Annotated in this window: 11 protein-coding genes; 4 read left to right on the top strand and 7 right to left on the bottom strand. The window is 36.6% G+C overall.

Annotated features, from left to right (window positions below):
- The first annotated feature begins 716 nt into the window (after positions 1-716).
- The 3 genes from ACFIJK_RS01225 (at position 717) to pgsA (ending at position 4,445) form a co-directional block, all read left to right on the top strand.
- Positions 717-1,580 carry a 23S rRNA (adenine(2030)-N(6))-methyltransferase RlmJ gene (locus tag ACFIJK_RS01225; protein ID WP_375625914.1) on the top strand — a complete coding sequence of 288 codons (864 nt, stop codon included), beginning with the start codon at positions 717-719 and terminating at the stop codon, positions 1,578-1,580.
- Between the two features lie 231 nt (positions 1,581-1,811).
- On the top strand, positions 1,812-3,791 hold the full coding sequence (gene uvrC, locus ACFIJK_RS01220) for an excinuclease ABC subunit UvrC (RefSeq protein ID WP_375625912.1): 1,980 nt from the start codon (positions 1,812-1,814) through the stop codon (positions 3,789-3,791).
- A 72-nt stretch (positions 3,792-3,863) separates the two neighbouring features.
- Complete coding sequence (pgsA, locus tag ACFIJK_RS01215; protein ID WP_375625003.1) at positions 3,864-4,445, top strand: CDP-diacylglycerol--glycerol-3-phosphate 3-phosphatidyltransferase; 582 nt, start codon at positions 3,864-3,866, stop codon at positions 4,443-4,445.
- 333 nt (positions 4,446-4,778) lie between these two features.
- Here the strand turns inward: pgsA and ndk are convergent, their stop codons facing one another.
- The 4 genes from ndk to bafA (ACFIJK_RS01195) all read right to left on the bottom strand — a co-directional run bounded on the left by ndk (position 4,779) and on the right by bafA (ACFIJK_RS01195) (position 17,092).
- Positions 4,779-5,201, bottom strand: coding sequence for a nucleoside-diphosphate kinase (gene ndk / locus ACFIJK_RS01210; protein WP_375625004.1), 423 nt, complete (start codon positions 5,199-5,201; stop codon positions 4,779-4,781).
- A 383-nt stretch (positions 5,202-5,584) separates the two neighbouring features.
- Positions 5,585-8,194: a BafA family autotransporter gene (gene bafA, locus ACFIJK_RS01205; protein WP_375625909.1), complete on the bottom strand. Its 2,610-nt coding sequence runs from the start codon at positions 8,192-8,194 to the stop codon at positions 5,585-5,587.
- A gap of 406 nt (positions 8,195-8,600) precedes the next feature.
- Positions 8,601-11,165 carry a BafA family autotransporter gene (gene bafA / locus ACFIJK_RS01200; RefSeq protein ID WP_375625907.1) on the bottom strand — a complete coding sequence of 855 codons (2,565 nt, stop codon included), beginning with the start codon at positions 11,163-11,165 and terminating at the stop codon, positions 8,601-8,603.
- Positions 11,166-11,527: 362 nt separating this feature from the next.
- The gene (bafA, locus tag ACFIJK_RS01195; protein WP_375625905.1) at positions 11,528-17,092 is read right to left on the bottom strand and encodes a BafA family autotransporter; all 5,565 of its coding nucleotides are present in this window, start codon (positions 17,090-17,092) and stop codon (positions 11,528-11,530) included.
- A 563-nt stretch (positions 17,093-17,655) separates the two neighbouring features.
- On the opposite strand from bafA (ACFIJK_RS01195), the gene ACFIJK_RS01190 reads away from it, so the two are divergent.
- Positions 17,656-18,945: an MFS transporter gene (locus tag ACFIJK_RS01190; RefSeq protein WP_375625903.1), complete on the top strand. Its 1,290-nt coding sequence runs from the start codon at positions 17,656-17,658 to the stop codon at positions 18,943-18,945.
- Here ACFIJK_RS01190 and ACFIJK_RS01185 read toward each other — a convergent pair.
- Genes ACFIJK_RS01185 through ACFIJK_RS01175 form a run of 3 tightly spaced genes read right to left on the bottom strand, consistent with a single transcriptional unit; the run spans position 18,942 to position 19,817 of the window.
- The gene (locus ACFIJK_RS01185) at positions 18,942-19,205 is read right to left on the bottom strand and encodes a hypothetical protein (protein ID WP_012754973.1); all 264 of its coding nucleotides are present in this window, start codon (positions 19,203-19,205) and stop codon (positions 18,942-18,944) included. The genes ACFIJK_RS01190 and ACFIJK_RS01185 overlap by 4 nt on opposite strands.
- Positions 19,195-19,371, bottom strand: coding sequence for a hypothetical protein (locus ACFIJK_RS01180; protein WP_375619424.1), 177 nt, complete (start codon positions 19,369-19,371; stop codon positions 19,195-19,197). The genes ACFIJK_RS01185 and ACFIJK_RS01180 overlap by 11 nt, the downstream gene beginning before the upstream one ends.
- The gene (locus ACFIJK_RS01175) at positions 19,371-19,817 is read right to left on the bottom strand and encodes a DNA polymerase III subunit chi (RefSeq protein ID WP_330167384.1); all 447 of its coding nucleotides are present in this window, start codon (positions 19,815-19,817) and stop codon (positions 19,371-19,373) included. The genes ACFIJK_RS01180 and ACFIJK_RS01175 overlap by 1 nt, the downstream gene beginning before the upstream one ends.
- Positions 19,818-19,967 lie beyond the last annotated feature (150 nt).

Genomic DNA, 19,967 nt, shown 5'->3' with positions numbered 1-19,967 from the left:
AAAGCCGCTAGATAATACAGTGTTAGAGATAGATACACCTATTTACTTTAGTTAAAAACCCCTCATTTTATTGAGATCGCTTGCAGAGAACATATCACTTTTTAAAAGTTTTGTTTTAGCACCATACACAATAATCTAGCCATTTAGCATGTATAATATAAAGCTTGGGTTTCGCTTAAACCAATGAGATTCATCCACACTTTTATAAAAATCTATCACTATAATACCAGCACTTTATTGCTCTATCCATAATTTTACGCTCGCTAAAAAAACTGATAAATGTAACAATGTTTTTATCAAGCATTTTAAATTCTTTAATCTTTAAACAAGTAAATTTATGAATGAATTTGAAAGATAACCTTAAATTTTTTAACAAACTTCACTAATATTCTCGTTAATTGCTTGTCTTTTATAGTTTTCCTGAAAGAGTCCGCGATCATAAGAAACTTCTCTTACAACATAACTATCTCTATTGAAATGTTTGCCCTCTCCCTATCTATTTTTCATATAAAAAAATTTAAGATCTTAATGATGAATCTCATAATATGAAAATAGCCCAGTGAATAAATGCTCCTATGACATTAATATTTTTCTGTAGGGTATTATTTGGGAGTGAGGGTATTATTTGATTTCTATAAGAGTATTTTTATGGATATCAATTCTAATATTCTATGCTAATAATCCGGTACAGTTATACATATGATAGAGTTTATTCCATGAATTATCGGCATATTTATCATGCTGGCAATTTTGCTGATGTTTTTAAACACATTATTGTCACTCGCATTGTAGAATATCTCAAACGCAAAGAAAAAGCTTTTCGCGTTATAGATACGCATGCTGGAATCGGTATTTATGACCTTTCTTCTTTAGAAGCACATAAAACAGGAGAGTGGCGCGAAGGTGTCCAACGGCTTTTTTCAACTCCTATCCCAGAAGATTTAAGAGCACTCCTTTGTCCATGGTGTGATATCATTGATGCCCTTAATAAAGGGGAAAAAGAAATTGTATTTTATCCTGGATCTCCTGTTCTTATTCGTCAATTATTACGGAAACAAGATCGCCTCACCGCAATAGAATTGCACAACGAAGATTATCATATTTTAGCAAAAAACTTTGCCGGAGATTATCAGACAAAAGTTCTGCATTTAGATGGTTGGCTTTCCTTAAACGCTCATGTACCACCAAAAGAAAAACGTGGCTTTATCCTTGTTGACCCTCCCTTTGAAAAAACTGGAGAATTTTCCCGCCTTATTGAGGGATTAATGAAAGCCTATCGTCGCTTTTCTGGAGGGATCTACGCTTTATGGTATCCTGTTAAATATGATAAAGAAATTGAAAGTTTTCTTCACGCGCTTTATCAAACTAGAATTCCTAAGATTCTACAGCTTGAAATGCGTATCCGAAAAAGCTCAAGTCCACCGACAATGAATGGAAGTGGTATGATTATTATTAACCCTCCTTATCTTTTGGAAGAAGAAATGAAAAAACTCAGCCCCTTTCTTATCAACCGTCTGGGACAAGATGAAAACGCCCAAATAACGCATAAGTGGCTTCAAAAAGAACGTCTATCTTTTTGATCATCATGAATTTCCTATTCCAATCATTTTAGTGGATAAATTGAGTAAATTCATAAAACTATTTTAGAATAACAACTCTCATATTTTTTATGAAAAATCGGCTCTCTAAAATCATACTCTTATGCTATAAGATATTATTTATAGAAAAAATTATAAGGATATAAATAATCATTATTTAATAAAAAAGAATATTTCATATATTAAACAACAAGCATATTCTTAATAAACGGAATGGTCCTGAAAAATAATACAAATTGTCCGCAAAATGAGCGGGAAAAGCTTTCTTTTCTCTCTAACATTACATGGAATAATGCCAATCAAAATAATGAGAAAAATCAATTCCAAGGTGTCAAATTCATACAAGAGTTTGTTAGACACCTTCCGCATAAGCCAGGGGTTTACCGGATGATTGGTAAAAATGGTGATATTCTCTATATTGGCAAAGCTCGTAATCTCAAAAAACGTGTTTCAAACTATACGCGTGAACAAGGACACAATAATCGTATTACCCGCATGATTCGCGCAACATATCATATGGAATTTATCGTCACCCATACAGAAACAGAAGCACTCCTTTTAGAAGCCAATCTCATAAAAAGATTGCATCCACATTTTAATGTATTACTACGTGATGATAAAAGTTTCCCTTATATTATGATTACAGATGATCATCGAGTGCCTGGACTTTACAAACATCGTGGTGCCCGAACACGAAAAGCTCACTATTTTGGTCCTTTTGCTTCTGCTGGTGCAGTGACACAAACAGTTCATGTTTTACAACGCGCCTTCTTATTACGAACCTGTACTGATTCAGTTTTTGAAAACCGTACACGCCCCTGTTTGCTTTATCAAATTAAGCGATGTTCCGCACCTTGTACCCATGAAATTAGTGACAATGATTATAAAGAACTGCTGAGGGGAGCAAAAGCGTTCCTTTCGGGAAAAGATCAATCTGTTAAAAGTAATATGGTTCAAGCTATGCATAAAGCCGCAGAAAATCTTGATTTTGAACAAGCAGCTTCCTATCGTGACCGCTTATCAGCCCTTTCTCATATACAAAGCCATCAAGGTATTAATCCTCAAACGATAAAAGAAGCGGATGTATTTGCAATTGCGCAAAAAGAAGGAATGACCTGTATTCAAGTGTTCTTTTTTCGCATGGGGCAAAATTGGGGAAACCGTGCCTATTTTCCTAAAGCAGATCCCTCTTTTTCCTGTACTGAAATTTTAGCGAGTTTTCTTGCTCAATTTTACGATGATAAACCACTTCCCAAAAGCATCCTTTTATCTGAAGAAATTGAAGAAAAGACACTTCTTACAGAAGCATTGAGTCTCAAAGCAAATCACAAAGTGTCTCTCTCTTTACCCAAACAAGGTGAACGGAAAACTCTTGTTAATCATGCCTATCTCAATGCTCATGAAGCACTTGAACATAAGCTTTCTGAAACAGCCACTCATACAAAATTGCTTCAAGGTCTTGCCAAAACATTCCAACTACCTTTTCCTCCACGCCGGATAGAAGTCTATGATAATTCTCATATCATGGGAACAAATGCTGTAGGTGCTATGATTGTTGCTGGTCAAATGGGATTTGTTAAAAATCAATATCGCAAATTCAACATTCGCTCAATAGATATCACGCCTGGCGATGATTTTGGCATGATGAAAGAAGTGATTAAACGAAGATTTTCACGCCTTATAAAAGAGCATGATCAGTCAAATAGAAGTCATGACATAAAAGATAATGATCTTTTTCCCATTTGGCCTGATCTTATCTTAATCGATGGTGGTGAAGGACAAATCAACAGCGTACATGCAATACTTGCTGAATTACAATTAAATGACCTCTTCACAGTTGTTGGAATCGCCAAAGGTGTTGACCGCCATGCGGGACGTGAACGATTTTTTATAAAAGGTATCCCCCCCTTTACACTTCCTCCACGTGATCCTATCCTCTATTTTTTGCAACGTCTGCGTGATGAAGCACACCGTTTTGCGATTGGAGCTCATAGGATAAAACGAAAAAAAGAAACATTCAAAAACCCACTTGATGAAATCGAAAATATCGGTCCGACAAGAAAGCGTGCGTTGCTTCATCATTTTGGAAGTGCCAAGGCTATTGCTAGTGCCTCACTTGAAGATTTAAAAAAAGTTACGGGAATTTCTATGACAATTGCACAAAAAATTCATAACCATTTTCATGAAAAATAGGCTTGTTTCATAACCTTTGCCTTGTTACGTTTAGGAAATATATTCTCTTTCACAAGAATTAAAAATGGCTCCATGAAAAATCATACTTTTTCTTTTCCAAATATTTTAACTTATGCACGAATTGTCGCAGTCCCAATGGTTGTTGCATGCTTTTTTTTAGAAGGGCGATTACAATCAAGTGATATCACTCGCTGGATTGCTGTGTCCATTTTTATCGTTGCATCCATTACTGACTTTCTTGACGGTTACCTTGCTCGTATTTGGGAACAAACATCCAATATTGGTCGCATGTTAGATCCAATTGCTGATAAACTTCTCGTCTCTGCTTGTTTGCTCTTGCTTGCCGCAGACAGTACCATCGCTGGGTGGACACTATGGGCAGCTATTATCATTCTTTGCAGAGAAATTCTTGTATCAGGATTACGTGAATATTTGGCTGAGTTAAAAGTTAGTGTTCCTGTCTCTCGTCTTGCAAAATGGAAAACTTTTGTACAGATGATCGCTATTGTATTTCTTTTAGCTGGACCAGCCGGTAATAAAATTTTCCCTTACACAATAGAGTTCGGCATTACTATGCTGTGGATTTCTGCCCTCCTTACATTGTGGACAGGATGGGATTATTTTCGTGCAGGTTTAAAACACGTTATCCTATGAATAGTATGGAGATTTATAATGATAATTTATCTTTTTGCACTTAAATAAAAGACGAAAATAGCATAAAATTGATTCATTTTAAATCTATTAATGATAAATCAATAAAACGCTCTTTTGCACATTACAAGTAAGGGTGGCATGTAGATAAAAGCTCTTCAAAAAAAGAGTAAATAGATTTTATATTCTTGCAAAAGCAGCTGCAATATTAAATGCTAACAACGATGAATGCTCCCTATGCTTTCAAAAAAGTCTATAATCTCATAAGCAAAAAACCGAAATATAGTGTTTCGGATTTTTGCTTCTTATAAACGCTTTATTATTATAAACTCTTGATTAACCAACAATTTCTACCTCAGAAAACCAAAAGGCGATTTCTGTTTTTGCCGTTTCAGCGCTATCGGATCCATGGACAGAATTTTCGCCAATCGATAAAGCATGAACCTTACGAATTGTCCCTTCTTCTGCATCACTAGGATTCGTAGCCCCCATTACTTCACGGTTTTTAGCTATTGCATTTTCGCCTTCCAAAACTTGTACAACAGTTGGACCAGAAGACATGAATTCAACCAATTCACTAAAAAAAGGGCGTTCTTTATGAACAGCATAAAAATTTTCAGCCTCACGTTTGCTCATCCAGACACGTTTAGACGCAATAACACACAAGCCCGCATCCTCAAGCATTTTAGTAATTGCGCCAGTCAAATTACGACGGGTTGCATCTGGTTTAATCATCGAAAAAGTACGCTCTAAAGCCATTTAACCACCTTTATTTCATTTATAATATTCTCTCGCCATTTCTATAGCGAGCAAGAAGCGATTTGCCAAGTGACTCTGCAAAAATCTACACAAATTCTCAAAAATATAGAATGAATTATAAAGAAAACTTTGATAGAAATACCTGTAATTTCTCATCCCATCATAAAGATGCGCTACCGACTCTCAATAAACATTGAACCTTCTTGTATAATCTTAAATGCCTCTCATCAAATTTATCATTGAAGTCATAAGAAAAGCCAAACATGCAAAATATATACCTTTTTGAAAGCCTTCTTCTTTAAAGAGGATGAACCTAGATACTTCGATCTAGGTTTGAAAATCCTTCTACACACATTGAGATCAATCAAAAAATAACCATATAATTAGAAACTATAGCGTACACCTAAAATACCCTGAAGGGACTGTTTTGTTTTACGTCCTTTAACATAATGTGCCTCACCATATAACTTTAACTTCTCACTCACTAAACTGCTCAAACCGATTCCTAACTTACCTGCATTACCCGATAAGTCAGTGGTAAATGAATGCCGTTGATTAATCAATGTATGGTTGTCATCTTTATGCTCACGCAACCATGCTGCTGTAATATACGCAAGTGATGAGGAATCCATACGAGAACCAAATTCATATCCTAAAGATATGCCAACCTCACTGCGTAATGAAGTGAATGGACGCATGTCACCTATCATGTCATTTGATAACTTGATTTCTTTACCTTCAACTTGCAACCATGTAAATTGTCCATAAGGCTGCAACCAACTGCTCTTTGACGTCTTAAGTCGATAACCTGCTTCAAAGGAAGTACCCACCGCCCATTGCCTATAACTTCCTTCAATCCCTAAACCATTCGTTGAAACGGCCTTTAGAGTATTCTGATAATGATTATATTTTAAAATACCATCGAGATACCAACCACTATGATCCAAATAAGTAACATAAGCGCCAATGCCATAAGTATTAATACCGCTTATACCACCCCGTGCATGCGCAATGCGCGCGCGGTCATAACTGCCAAAACCACCTATATAAAATTCTCCATTTTCCCACTCGCTTAAACTATTGATCCCTAAAACAATACCTGTCTGATCCAACTTAAAATCTATATGCTCTGTAGCAATACTCTCTTTAGACTTGATCGCATAGGTCCATAAAGCTGCATTCTTGTTACTTTTATCTAGAATTCCTCTTCCCGCACGCACGGTTTGCATTTCATTGTGAAAAACCATCGCTGGAGCCACAGACATAGACAATACCGCATCTGTAGAGGGAGTGGTTAAAAAGTGAGAAACTGAAAGCGTCTCTCTCAATTGTGGAGAAGGTTGTTCTTTATGAACTGGACGCAAAATCATTTGATCGGCTAACGATTGTGAAGATTCTGAAACAACAGCAGGTTGCTTTCCATCAGAAAAATGAAGAGAACTTGTTGGAGGAGACTTCACATGAGTGCGATTTTCTTGAGAGGGAGATACCGAAACACTAGAGACATTCTGTGCCCCTCTTAAATGACGTGGAGGACGTTGCTTGGGCATCTCTTTTTTAGTAGGTGGACGAGGACTGGTATTTTTCCCTCCAGAAGAGGGAGCTTGACCAGACTGCGTACGACTCCTTGCAGATAATGGAAGAGGAGTCTTCTCTTTCTTATTCACACACTGTACCTCAGTATCCGAACGTGTCGTACCTTCAGAGGCTCTTCCTAAATACCAAATTGTAGCACTACCACTAGAATCAGCACATCTATCTCTCTTCAGCAATTGATATTGATAGACTCCACCATCGACAGCTGTAATGTCCGTTCCCGAAAGGTCTGCCAGAGTAAAATTAGCTCCTCCCTCTTGGCTTTTATCGGTAATTAAATTGACTCCGCTAACTAAACCATTCCTTTGTAGGAGAGAATCTGTAATTTCCCGACCAGAATCTGTAACACTTACTTTGTGGTTACCGGCACCATTATCGATCAACAAATAATCGCTATTATAATCTCCCATAGCATTTATATTAAAACGAAAATGTAAATCCCCTGAAAGTTTCTCAACATGAAGCGAAATATGTCGTGGATCATACGGAATAGAAGTAAAAGTAACAGTCCCTCCATTACCACCTAAATCTTTAATTTTAATCTGAGGTTTATGCTGGGTATCCCGTTCACCAATCTCAAATATTATTTCATCAGGTTTTATTATTTCGTCAGATTTTCTTTCTATAGGAATGCTTTTCTTGGTGATATGGTTTGTTGAATCACCAGCAAATAAATAAAGTCCTCCGCCACCATTGATCCTTACTTCTCCAACGACTTCTTGTACACCAACATGTAGCCACGATTTGGCAGAATCTGTAATTGTTAAACTATTCACAAACCCTCTAGGATATACAACTTGAATAGCTTGATCCTTCAAAGTAGTAGACAAAGATTCCCCTAGTGCTAAGACGTGCTGTCTACCATTACCAGAAACTTCTGTAAACATTGCTCTCCCCCCTTCTTTTCTTTGCCCCGCATAAAGATTTTGTTCTCCATTTTTTCCCACTTTCGTATACCAAGTCTCTGCCCCATCATACACATTCTGCTGCCCTATTGCTCCATCTCCACCAGTAACTGTGGAATTATATGCACTACTTCGTCTAACCACGAGTGTAAGATCAATATTTGGCTCTTCATGAATAAACTGCTGACCTCCCAAAATTTTGGCGTTCATTGCAATTCCTGCACGTGTAACTATTTGCATCCCTCCTTTTTTAATAGTGGAACCTACAGAAGTTTTTCCATTTTCAACAAGCTCTACATCACCATATTCAATCGTAATATTATTTTTAAAAAAACTAGCAATCTGTTCTAATTTTTTTTGTTCCTCTTCTCTATTTCGCACATGTGTTGCTCTTGTTAGCTCTCCATTCCTGTTTTCAACTGCACTTGCAACTTGTACAAGACAACTACTGATCATCAATACTGAGAAACTTAACTTATGTTTATACTGCATTATCGACACTCCACTCTCAATTATTTAGAAAAATATCCCACGGCTACGTAGGTAACTCGTCTTAGATTGTATCGTAATGTGTTTTATTTATGTTTAAAAACACTTTTTAAGTGTATTTTTTTAATATAAACAACTTTAAGTTGTGTATCTATAAGCAGCTAGAAAGTTCTAACTTAAGGCAGAAAATCTGAATAAAATTCAAATTGTTTACTTGAGTTCAAGGAACAATTTTCAATATTTGAGGTTATAGATGAAAAAAACGCTCGTGCCTTCAAAGGAGAGTATAAAAATATCCTTACTGTTTAAGAAGATCTCTACACTCTCGAGAAGACAAAATCGAGCGTTATCTGTTTAAGCATGCAAAGCAATTACATTCATAAAGTTAATCAGCCGTGTACACACATATTTAGAAACTATAGCGTAATCCTAAAATACCTTGAAGAGCATTCTTAATCTTATGTCCTTTCAGATAATGTGCTTCCGCATAAAGTGTCAGTTTATCATTGACCGAGCCGTTTAAACCAATTCCCAATTTACCTGCACTGCCTGATAAATCTGTAATAAATTTGTACTGGTTATTAATTGTCGTATAATTATTATTTATATTCTCACGCAACCAAGCTGCCATAATGTAAGCTGTTAATGAAGTTTCTGAATTCACAAAAAATTCATGTCCTGCAGTTAATCCAACTTCACTGCGGAATGAAGTTAATGGACTTAGATCACCTATCATTCCATTGGAAAGTTTTATTTTTTTACCTTCAACCTGCAAACCTGTTAGCTTGATATAAGGCTGCATCCAAGTATTCTGTGCCGGTTCAAAATAACAGCCAATCTCAAATGATCCACCTATCGCCCACTGATTGTAATGACTTTGAATAGCTAAATTATTCGTTGAGATGGCTTTTAAATTATCTCGGTAATAATTATATTTCAAAACACCATCCATATACCATCCACGATGATCAAAATAAGTTGCGTAAGTTCCAATGCTATAAGAGCTCAAATCGCTGTCACCACCTCGTGCATGAGAAACACGTGCTTGATCATAACTACCGAAACCACCAACATACAACTCTCCATGCCTTAATTCACTCAACTGATCAGCACCAAAGACTAAACCTGTCTGCCCAAGCTTAAAGTGTGTATGGCCTGTCGCAACACGTTCTCTACTCTTAATCCCATAAGTCCATAGTTCGATATCTTTCTTATTTCTGTCCCAAATTTTTCTACCATTCCGTACAACTTGCAACTCATTATTAAAAATAAGTCCAGGAACTACGGACAACGTTAACACTGCATCTGTAGAGGGGGTTGTTGATGTTTCACCAGGAAAAAAAGGATCTGTCGGATTTGGCATAGAAGGCTCTGGTCCACTGAGGCGGTCTGCCGATAAAAACCAAACTTTTCCATTTTCATCCTTTCTTTCTTTCAAATCATACATATACGTTCCACCATCAATGGCGTTAATTTTGTCACCCTTAAGATCTGTCAACGTAAAATGTGCGCCACCACTTTTATCCCTAATTAAATCACGCTTATTTGAAAAAGGATCCGTGATTTCAACTCCAGAATCAGCAACACTTATTGTATGTTTCCCAGCGCCTTTCTCAACCAAGAGATAATCACCACGGTTATGAGCAATCGTCGTATTGAACGCGAAATGTAAATTTCCTGAAAGATTATTCACATGAAGCTGAGAATAATATGGATCAGAACCTGTAAACGAAAAAATAACACTCCCTTCACCACTTAATTTTTGTATCAAAGAACTTTTTCCATCAAACTCATCAGTAATAGAATACAGTTTTGTATCTTTTCCATTTAAAATAATATCTTCTACTATGGTACGATGTTGATCATTCCCAGCATAAAGATGAATCTGCCCAGAATGATTTACCTGTGTCTTGCCTTCTAATGTTGCCCCAGCATGCACCCATGATTTTGTTTCATCATTCATTGTTAGATTTTTTACAGATCCATCAGAATATATTTCCTGAATAGCGCTCTCATTTAAAGTAACTCCAATAGCCTTACCGCCTTTTAAGATACGCTGTTTACCACCGCCAAAAACTTCTGTGTCAAATGCAAAACCACCATTTTTAGCACTTTGAGATTTTTTTCCAACCTCTTGTACGCCCCCTCGCATAACTTTCGTATCCCAAACTTTTCCGCCATCATATACTTTTTGTTGGCCTAGTATTTCATCTTGACCATAAATGACAGTATGAGAAGCACTACTCCCTTTAACCTCTCCTCCAACATCCCCCTCCCCGAAAACAAGTTGCTCACCACCATAAATTTTAGTCCCCTCTACTTTTCCTCCATTTCCAACACTTTGTTGTCCACCTTCTTTAACGACAGCATTTTTCGAAAAGCCTTGTTTCCCCTTTAAAGCCTCGACATTTTCAATTCCACCATGTTCAATTTTACTATTCTCACTGAGTCCTCCTGCATACACATAAAGCTCTGCACCATTCCTTACAGTGTTATTAATGGATCGCCCTGGACTATTAATCTCACCATCATTTGAAATGTATGCTTTACCTTCATTATCAAGGATATAATTTTCTAACATTGCCCCATCTTTAATGGAGATAAGTTCAGGCTTTTTAAGAAACGCAGTATTTTGTTCTTGTGCATTATATCCAGCATTGTCACGATGACTGCTGTCAAGCTCCTGTTGACTCGCAAACACTCTAGCGCCCTTATCCATGATAAAATCGCTAGGCTTTTTTAAAAAGTCTAATTCATTGCGCATCCTTATAATAACATCATTAGATGCTCCAAGTATGCATCTGCCTGTTTTCATATCCTCATTGTATTGATCTTGAAATACTTTATCATTTTCATAACTTGAAGATTGACAAAAAAGTGCTGCCCCCCCCTCATTTGCAGCAGCAGCTTGCACAAAACAGCTGCTCAACATGAGTATCCAACAATGTTGTTTCCATTTATATTGTAGAGCCATATCCTCCCCCCTTCACGCCTGCATAGACACTAAACGTAATTAGCTCTACAAAACATATTTTCAACCTTAGATTGCAAACAATCCTTCTTAAAAATCCTCTTTATCCCATAAAAAACTGTTCTCTACAGTTTTTTAAATACTTTTTTGATCAAGAATATAAGGGCGTTTTTATAGTGCTTCTTTAGCATTTCCTCGGAGTTTTCTTATCAAAGAAAAAGTAATGCATAATAAAGTATATAAGGGTATACAGTTTATCATGAAAAGCGAAGCTGCATGCTCTGAAAAATTGTTCTCTGAACCTTCAATTAAAGACCTTTAAAAACAATCATACATTTAAAGATAACTAAAAAATAACCATATAATTAGAAACTATAGCGTACACCTAAAATACCCTGAAGGGACTGTTTTGTTTTACGTCCTTTAACATAATGTGCCTCACCATATAACTTTAACTTCTCACTCACTAAACTGCTCAAACCGATTCCTAACTTACCTGCATTACCCGATAAGTCAGTGGTAAATGAATGCCGTTGATTAATCAATGTATGGTTGTCATCTTTATGCTCACGCAACCATGCTGCTGTAATATACGCAAGTGATGAGGAATCCATACGAGAACCAAATTCATATCCTAAAGATATGCCAACCTCACTGCGTAATGAAGTGAATGGACGCATGTCACCTATCATGTCATTTGATAACTTGATTTCTTTACCTTCAACTTGCAACCATGTAAATTGTCCATAAGGCTGCAACCAACTGCTCTTTGACGTCTTAAGTCGATAACCTGCTTCAAAGGAAGTACCCACCGCCCATTGCCTATAACTTCCTTCAATCCCTAAACCATTCGTTGAAACGGCCTTTAGAGTATTCTGATAATGATTATATTTTAAAATACCATCGAGATACCAACCACTATGATCCAAATAAGTAACATAAGCGCCAATGCCATAAGTATTAATACCGCTTATACCACCCCGTGCATGCGCAATGCGCGCGCGGTCATAACTGCCAAAACCACCTATATAAAATTCTCCATTTTCCCACTCGCTTAAACTATTGATCCCTAAAACAATACCTGTCTGATCCAACTTAAAATCTATATGCTCTGTAGCAATACTCTCTTTAGACTTGATCGCATAGGTCCATAAAGCTGCATTCTTGTTACTTTTATCTAGAATTCCTCTTCCCGCACGCACGGTTTGCATTTCATTGTGAAAAACCATCGCTGGAGCCACAGACATAGACAATACCGCATCTGTAGAGGGAGTGGTTAAAAAGTGAGAAACTGAAAGCGTCTCTCTCAATTGTGGAGAAGGTTGTTCTTTATGAACTGGACGCAAAATCATTTGATCAGCTAAAGATTGTGAAGATTCTGAAACAACAGCAGGTTGCTTTCCATCAGAAAAATGAAGAGGACTTGCTGGATATGCCCCTTCAATAATTTGACTTCCAAGAGTTGAAACAGTTAGAGATACAGAATCTGGAGATTTTTGCCTTAAGTTTTGGCGGTTTTCTCTTCGATGTAGCAACTTAATAGCATGCTCTTTTGTAACTGTAATAGTTGAAAGAGAAGAAACTGATTGATTTTGATTTAAATGCCACGCAGATCTACTCCTACTACGTGGCAAACTGTTGAGAAATGAAACATTATCAATAAATACCGCAGATAAATACCAAACTTTTTCACCCCCATCCTCATCAATTCTCTGTTTTAAACCATACATATAGATTCCGCCATCAATAGTTTTAACATTTGCACCAGAAAAGCTTCTCAGAGTAAAATGTGCTCCTCCACTTTGATCAACTATTAAATCAAGTTCTGTTGAAGAAGGATCAACAATTTCAATACCGGAATCTACAATACTTATTGTGTGAGAACCACGACCATTCTTGATAAAGAGATAATCACCCTCTCCTTCTGCAAGGCTAACATTAAAATCGAAATGTAGACTCCCAAAAAGATTATCAATATAAAGTTTAGAGTAATGTAAATCGGATTCTGTAGAAGTAAAAATAATATTTCCCACACCGCTTAGCTTCTTAATATAGATTTCTGTGTTTCCATATCCAGTAGAAATAGAGTATAATTTAGCGTTTTCTCCCTCTAAATTAATATCATCTACTGTTGTCTGAGAATTTTTATATTCAGTATAAAAGCTATTATTTCCAGCATAAATATGAACTTGTCCAAAATCATGAATCTTTATTTTTTCTTCCAACATCGCACCAGCAAAAACCCATGAATTGGCTCCTTCTTTAATTGTTAGATTTTTTACAATGCTACCAGCATGAACTTCTTGAGCAGCATGGCGGTGTAAAGTCACAATGTCCGCCTCTCCCCCTGCTAACAGCCGCTGTACCCCACCCGCGAAAACCTCAGTATTCACGGCTAAGCCACCACTTTTTTGTACAAAATTATCATCATCTGCAAACCATTTAGCAAGAGTTTGTATTCCTCCACTCATCACTTTTGTTCCCACCGCCATCCCATCATCATATACATTCTGCTGTCCCGGCGTGTCACCTTGACCATAAAGTGTCGTGTTATAAGTGCTACTTCCCACAATTTCACCATTTACATAACTATCTCCGAAAACAAGCTGCTCACCACCATAAATTTCAGCTCTCAATGCGGATCCTCCTCCCTCCACTCTTTGTTTTCCACCCTCGTAAATAATCGTAAATTCTGAGATACCCTGTTCCCCTACAATCTCTGAACCACCATTTTCAATTGTTGTATTCTTACTAAAACCACCATTCTTAACATAGAGTGTTGCAGTTTCTGGAACTGTATTATTAATGGATAATTTAAAATCATCCGTTTCTCCATCACCAACAATATAAACTATGCTATTGTCACCGAGTATGGAGTTTTGTAAAAATTTTTTACCTAGACCAGTAATGAAATCCTCTGCATAAAAATTGAAATCACCTGTATAAGAATTGGCTCTAGAATCTTCCGAAGGAGAAACAGTATTGTCTTGCTCAAAAGAGTTATCTATAGGCAACTCCGTATGAGATGGAGGAAAGATAGGAGTAGAAATTTTTTCCGATGTAGATGGTGTCGATAAAGACCAAATCTTTCCACCGTTATGATCTCTTTTCTTGAGAGCGTACATGTAGACTCCATTATCAACAGTAGCTATCTCCTCACCCAAAAAATCTATCAGAGTAAAATGCGCATTTCCGCTTTGATCATGAATTAAATCAAGCTCCAAAACTAAGTTCTGATTTTGTAGAAGAGAATTGGTCATTTCAACACCAGAATCGATAACGCTGATGGTGTGATGACCTGCTCCTTTTTTTATAAGAAGATAATCACCGCGCTGTTCTGCAAAATTAGTATTAAACCTAAAATGTAAATTACCTGAAAGATTACCGACCTCAAGTTTAGAGTAATGTGGATTAAACACGGTAGAAGTAAAAACAACGCGTCCATCCCCGCTTAGATCCTCAATCAAAGAGCTTTCACCATCCATCTTGGAAGCAATAGAGTATAATGTGGTATCTTTGCCATTTAAAACAATTTTTTCTACTTCAGTATGAGATTGCTCAGCACCAGCATAAAGATAAATCCGTCCAGAATCATGAATCATGGTGTTTCCTTCTAGTGTTGCACCAGAATGTAACCACGATTGTGCTTGATCCTTAATCGTTAAATCTTTTACATAGCCTCCTAAATCTATTGCTTGAAAAGCATTCCCTTGTAAGAGAACACCAATCGCGATTCCTCCCGCTAAAACGTGTTGTTCTCCACCAGAAAAGATCTTCGTATCAAATGCAAAACTGCTATAATGGTCTAGATCTTCTTCCACAAAAAGATTTTGTACCCCTCCTTCCATGATCTTTGTGCTAAAAACCTCTCCATCATCATACACATTCTGGTATCCTAGCACTCCATTTTTACCAGAAACGACAGTGTCATAGGCGCTACTCCTTACCATCCCACCTTTGATATTAGACTTTCCTGAAACAAACTGCTCACCACCGTAAATTTTAGCCCCTTCAGCTTTTCCCCCATCTTCAACCTTTTGTTTTCCCCCTCTCTTAACTGTACTATCCTGTGAAAGACCCTGTGTTCTAATAAGTTCAGTACCGCCTCTTTGAATTATCGTATACAGGCTAAAACCACCGTTATAAACGGAAAGCTTTCCAGCATCTTTAACTATATTACTAATTGAAGTTTCTCCATTGCTATCAACTTTCTCACTGTTACTATCAAAGCTAGGATCAGCAATCGTAATAATCATTCCCTTTTCAATTGTGCGTTCTATGAGATCATTCGATAATGAAGCCATCGCAGATGGTTGCAAGTTAAAATCAGAAAATAAAGAGGTATTTTCCTCATCAAGAGCATAATTCGCGTCTAAATACCAAATTTTACCACTGCTCTCATTTTTTCTATGTTTCAAACTGTACATGTATGTTCCGGCATCAATAGCTCTGATTTTTTCACCAAAACTGTTTGTCAGAGTAAAATGAGCGTTTCCACTATGATCAGAAATTAATTTAAGCTTTTTGTGGGAAGGGGTTATAACCTCACCTCCAGAATCAGTAATACTTATTGTATGATAACCTGAACCACTTTCTTTAATAACAAGATAATCACTAAGATGCTTGGCAAAGTTGACATTCAACTCAAAATGTAAAGAACCTGATAGATTATCAATATTAAGCTTAGAGTAATGCTTATCAGCCCCAGAAGACGTAAAAATAACCCTGCCACTTCCAGTTACATTCTGGATATTAACCTGAGATTTTTTGCCATTATCTTCAACAGCAATAATGTATAGCTTGGCATCTTCTCCATTTAAAATAAGATTTTCTACTTCCGTAACAGCTTCACCATTCCCAGCATAAAGATAGAGGTTGCCAAAATCATTAACATTTGTATCCTTATCTAATATTGCACCAGCAAAAACCCATGATTGTGCTTGGTGGTTAATTGTTAGATTATCCGCGTATCCAGAATCATATATCTTCTGAGTAGCTCTATCATATAAAGTAACTTCGCTCGCATTCCCTCCTGCTAAGATATTCTGCGCACCATTTTTAAAAAGTTCGGTACTAAGTGCAAAAGCCCCCTCATTGATTGTAAAATCCTCATTTTCTGTATCAGCTGTATCAGTATCTTCTGAGAATCCGTTATTAAAATTCTCTTTACCATCAAGATTCTGGACACCTCCTTTCATAACCTTTGTATCAACAACCATCCCCCCACTATAGACACTTTGTAGTCCTAGGATTCCATCTTCAGCATAAATTTCAGTGTTATAAGCACTACTTTCCTTATCTTTACGCGACAAACCAGTTCCAAGGACCCCTTTACCAAAAATAATCTGCTCACCACCATAGATTTTAGCCCCCTCAGCATTTGCACCACTCTCAACAATTTGTTTACCACCTTTTTTAACAGTGGCATATTCTGAACTGCTCAGATTTTGGACGAATTCAATACCACCACTCTCAATTGTCGTATCCCTGCTAACACTTGCTGCATCAATGTAGAGTTTTCCACCTTCTTGAATCGTATTATTGATGGAATAGCCTGCATCTTCATATTTAAAGCTATTTATTTCAGAATCTTCAGAGTCACGATTAGTAATATAGACAGTAGCACCATCACTTATTATTGAATTTGTGAGTACTTCAAAGAATAGGCTTTCTAATCTCTTCCTTTCCTCTTCTGAAGACTTACTTCCTTCTACTATCTGTTTATTCTCTATCCTTTTTGATCCCCCTTTTTTTTCTTTTAATCCCCTCACTTCCGATAACATTTTTTTTGTCTCTTCTAGATGTTCACTGATACTTACTGGTGTTAATAACTTTTCTTTTGGTGTCGCTACTCCATCTGCACTCGCAATCTTGACAAAAAAACCGCTGGTCATTAACGCACAAAAACTTAATTTCAATTTGCGTTGCATTATTCACACTCCATAATTTCAAATTTAAGTTTCCCTATTTAGAAAAAAGTGCATAGACCAAAACAACTCAATGCAATTGCTCAACCTCATGTTTTTTTAAGATGATAAAGCATTCGATGGACTAAACTCTGACAGATCAAATATACATCCTGTGTTTTAAAATACATGCACAAATAAAAGATTTAATTTCTTTCAGATACGCTTAAAAAGTGTTATAATTACATCTATGAAAAATATTTTTGAGATACCAAAGGCTGATCTATAAATAAGATTGATCCCTCAATAGATAAAAATGGCATTAAACATTAAAGGAAACAGTAATATTAATGAGAGCAGCCTTTATATCCACATATTTCATCCTCTACAGCATTTAAAACAGTGTCTTTATTCTATTTAACTTGGATAATCTAAAGAACACTTATTCATGCTCATCAAGCCATAACCATTGTTCTAATATATAAGAAACATCATAATATCGACTCGACAGTAATTTGAAATTTTTATAATTATAGTCAGTTAACTCATCATTTGATTTGTCATATACTGAAAGGGACATTCTATTCATGTCTATAAACTTAGAAATGCAAGGTAAAAGCAACAGAAATTCCCCTCGTCGCATTTTGTTTGCAAGCCTTATTGGCCCAACAATTGAATTCTTTGATTTCTATGTCTTTGCCACTGCCGCAGCTCTCATATTTCCTCATGTGTTTTTTCCAACACAAAATGATCAGATTGCCATTTTACAATCTTTCCTGATCTTTGGAGCGGCCTTTTTTGCCCGCCCCTTTGGATCAATTGTTTTTGGACATTTTGGAGATAAAGTTGGAAGAAAAGCAACACTTATTGCTTCTCTTCTCACGATGGGTCTTTCAACAGTCATTATTGGTTTTCTTCCTACTTATGAAACCGCTGGATGGTTTGCCCCTTTCCTCTTGACCTTGTGCCGTATTGGACAGGGAATGGGATTAGGAGGAGAATGGGGAGGAGCTGTTTTGCTCGCAACAGAAAATGCCCCTCCAGAAAAGCGCGGCTGGTACGCGATGTTCCCCCAATTGGGTGTTCCAATCGGTTTATTTTTATCTATTGCCGTTTATTTAGGTCTGTTGCATTTCCTTGATCATGAAGAACTTTTAGCTTGGGGATGGCGCATTCCTTTTATTGCTTCAGTTGTTTTTATGATTATAGGATTGTGGGTCCGTCTTTCAATCAATGAAACTGTTCAATTCAAAAAAACTCTTGAAAGTAAGGAACGAGTCAAAGTTCCTATCATCGATGTCTTTTTAAAATGTCCACGAATCCTATTTCTTGGAATATTTTCTGGTATGGCAACATTTGTTTTGTTTTACTTGGTCACTGCTTATTTGTTAAGCTACTCAACAAACCATCTGCAATTGCCATTTTATCAAGCTCTTCAAGTCGAAATTGTTGGTGCTATTTTCTGTGGAATTTTTACTGTCATCACTGGAAGACTCGCTGATCGTATTAGACGTAGAACTTTGATGATTTGGGTTACAATCATCACCGGTATCTATTCTTTTGCAATTCCTTATTTCTTAAATTCTGGAGTTATAGGAGTCCTTGCAATGTCTGTTATTGGTTTGTCTATCATGGGGATGATATACAGTCCTCTTGGTGCTGTTTTGGCTTCACCATACCCAACAGCAATTCGATATACTGGTTCTTCTATTACTTTCAACTTATCGGGTATCGTGGGAGCCTCTCTTGCGCCTTATATTGCAGAATATCTGGTACAGCATTTTGATACATCTTATATCGGCTATTATTTGCTTCTTGCTTCTTTTATTTCACTGATTTGCTTCGTCGGATTTACAGATGATGAAATATCCAACTAAAATATAATAAAGAAGAATAAAATAAGTACTGGCAGCAAAAATGCTGCCAGTTTCATTTTTAAAGACATGGGTTGCGGTATTTTCCACCACAATATTCCCGCGAACAAAGCGCTTAAAAAGAAAAATAAAAAATCTGCAATATTGCTTATATAAGCAACAGTAAACATTCCTGATAGGATATGTGTTGTTCCCAACCACGAAACGCAAAAAAAAGCCAATATCACAGCCCATAAAACAAGCAAAATTCGATCAATTATCATGATGCCGTTTCATTTTTTTAATTGTAGACCATATCTTTAATATGCCTAAAAGAAAAATCACAATAAAAACCCAACGCCCTCCCCCTGATCCTTTCGCAATAAAAAGCGCTGGATTTACTATTCCTACCAATCCTATAAAAATCAGAACAACAGAGATGAGACGCATTAAACCTGTTTTTCCCAACAACGATCTTCAGTCTGTTGCCAATACGTTAAATTATGATTTTCCATTTTATATTTTTTCCACTGTGCACGAACAAGACTCAACTGCTCATCATTTCTACCATCAAATATCACAACAAGCCGTTGATAAGTATCAATATTCGAACATACGGCTCCCTCTATGAGAAAACGAATCTTTGAATCATTCGGATTTTCTTGTCCTGTCGTCAGAAATACAGGCTGAAAGTTTGAATATTGATCACACTCAGTTCCATGTCCAATAAATGATTCATCCGCATAAACCCATAAATGCATATCCATAGAATCGCGTTGTTCTTCACTTACACATTGTATTGTTACCTTACCAAAACGAGCCAATGCACGCTCTACAAGCGTTGGCAAAATATCTTTCAGCGTTGACTGCGTCAAATGATAGAATAAAATATCCAACCTCTTAAGCCCTCATCACTCTTTATAAAAAGCTAACATCTTTTTTAGAGAAACTTCCATACCCCCAATATAAAAGGAAACGGTTCAAGATATAAACCCTCTTTTTTGATTGAGATCATTATCTTTTTGCACATGTCTTTAAAAGACAAA

Source organism: Bartonella sp. PS17NMGDW, assembly GCF_042193555.1.
GTDB classification, from domain to species: Bacteria; Pseudomonadota; Alphaproteobacteria; order Rhizobiales; family Rhizobiaceae; genus Bartonella; species Bartonella grahamii.
This window is presented reverse-complemented; position numbering and strand designations above follow the sequence as displayed.

Excerpts from the sequence above, each read along its gene's own strand:
- ACFIJK_RS01225 (WP_375625914.1), top strand. The coding sequence starts at position 717 with ATGAATTATCGGCATATTTATCATGCTGGCAATTTTGCTGATGTTTTT.
- uvrC (WP_375625912.1), top strand. The coding sequence starts at position 1,812 with ATGGTCCTGAAAAATAATACAAATTGTCCGCAAAATGAGCGGGAAAAG.
- pgsA (WP_375625003.1), top strand. The coding sequence starts at position 3,864 with ATGAAAAATCATACTTTTTCTTTTCCAAATATTTTAACTTATGCACGA.
- ndk (WP_375625004.1), bottom strand. The coding sequence starts at position 5,201 with ATGGCTTTAGAGCGTACTTTTTCGATGATTAAACCAGATGCAACCCGT.
- bafA (WP_375625909.1), bottom strand. The coding sequence starts at position 8,194 with ATGCAGTATAAACATAAGTTAAGTTTCTCAGTATTGATGATCAGTAGT.
- bafA (WP_375625907.1), bottom strand. The coding sequence starts at position 11,165 with ATGGCTCTACAATATAAATGGAAACAACATTGTTGGATACTCATGTTG.
- bafA (WP_375625905.1), bottom strand. The coding sequence starts at position 17,092 with ATGCAACGCAAATTGAAATTAAGTTTTTGTGCGTTAATGACCAGCGGT.
- ACFIJK_RS01190 (WP_375625903.1), top strand. The coding sequence starts at position 17,656 with ATGTCTATAAACTTAGAAATGCAAGGTAAAAGCAACAGAAATTCCCCT.
- ACFIJK_RS01185 (WP_012754973.1), bottom strand. The coding sequence starts at position 19,205 with ATGATAATTGATCGAATTTTGCTTGTTTTATGGGCTGTGATATTGGCT.
- ACFIJK_RS01180 (WP_375619424.1), bottom strand. The coding sequence starts at position 19,371 with ATGCGTCTCATCTCTGTTGTTCTGATTTTTATAGGATTGGTAGGAATA.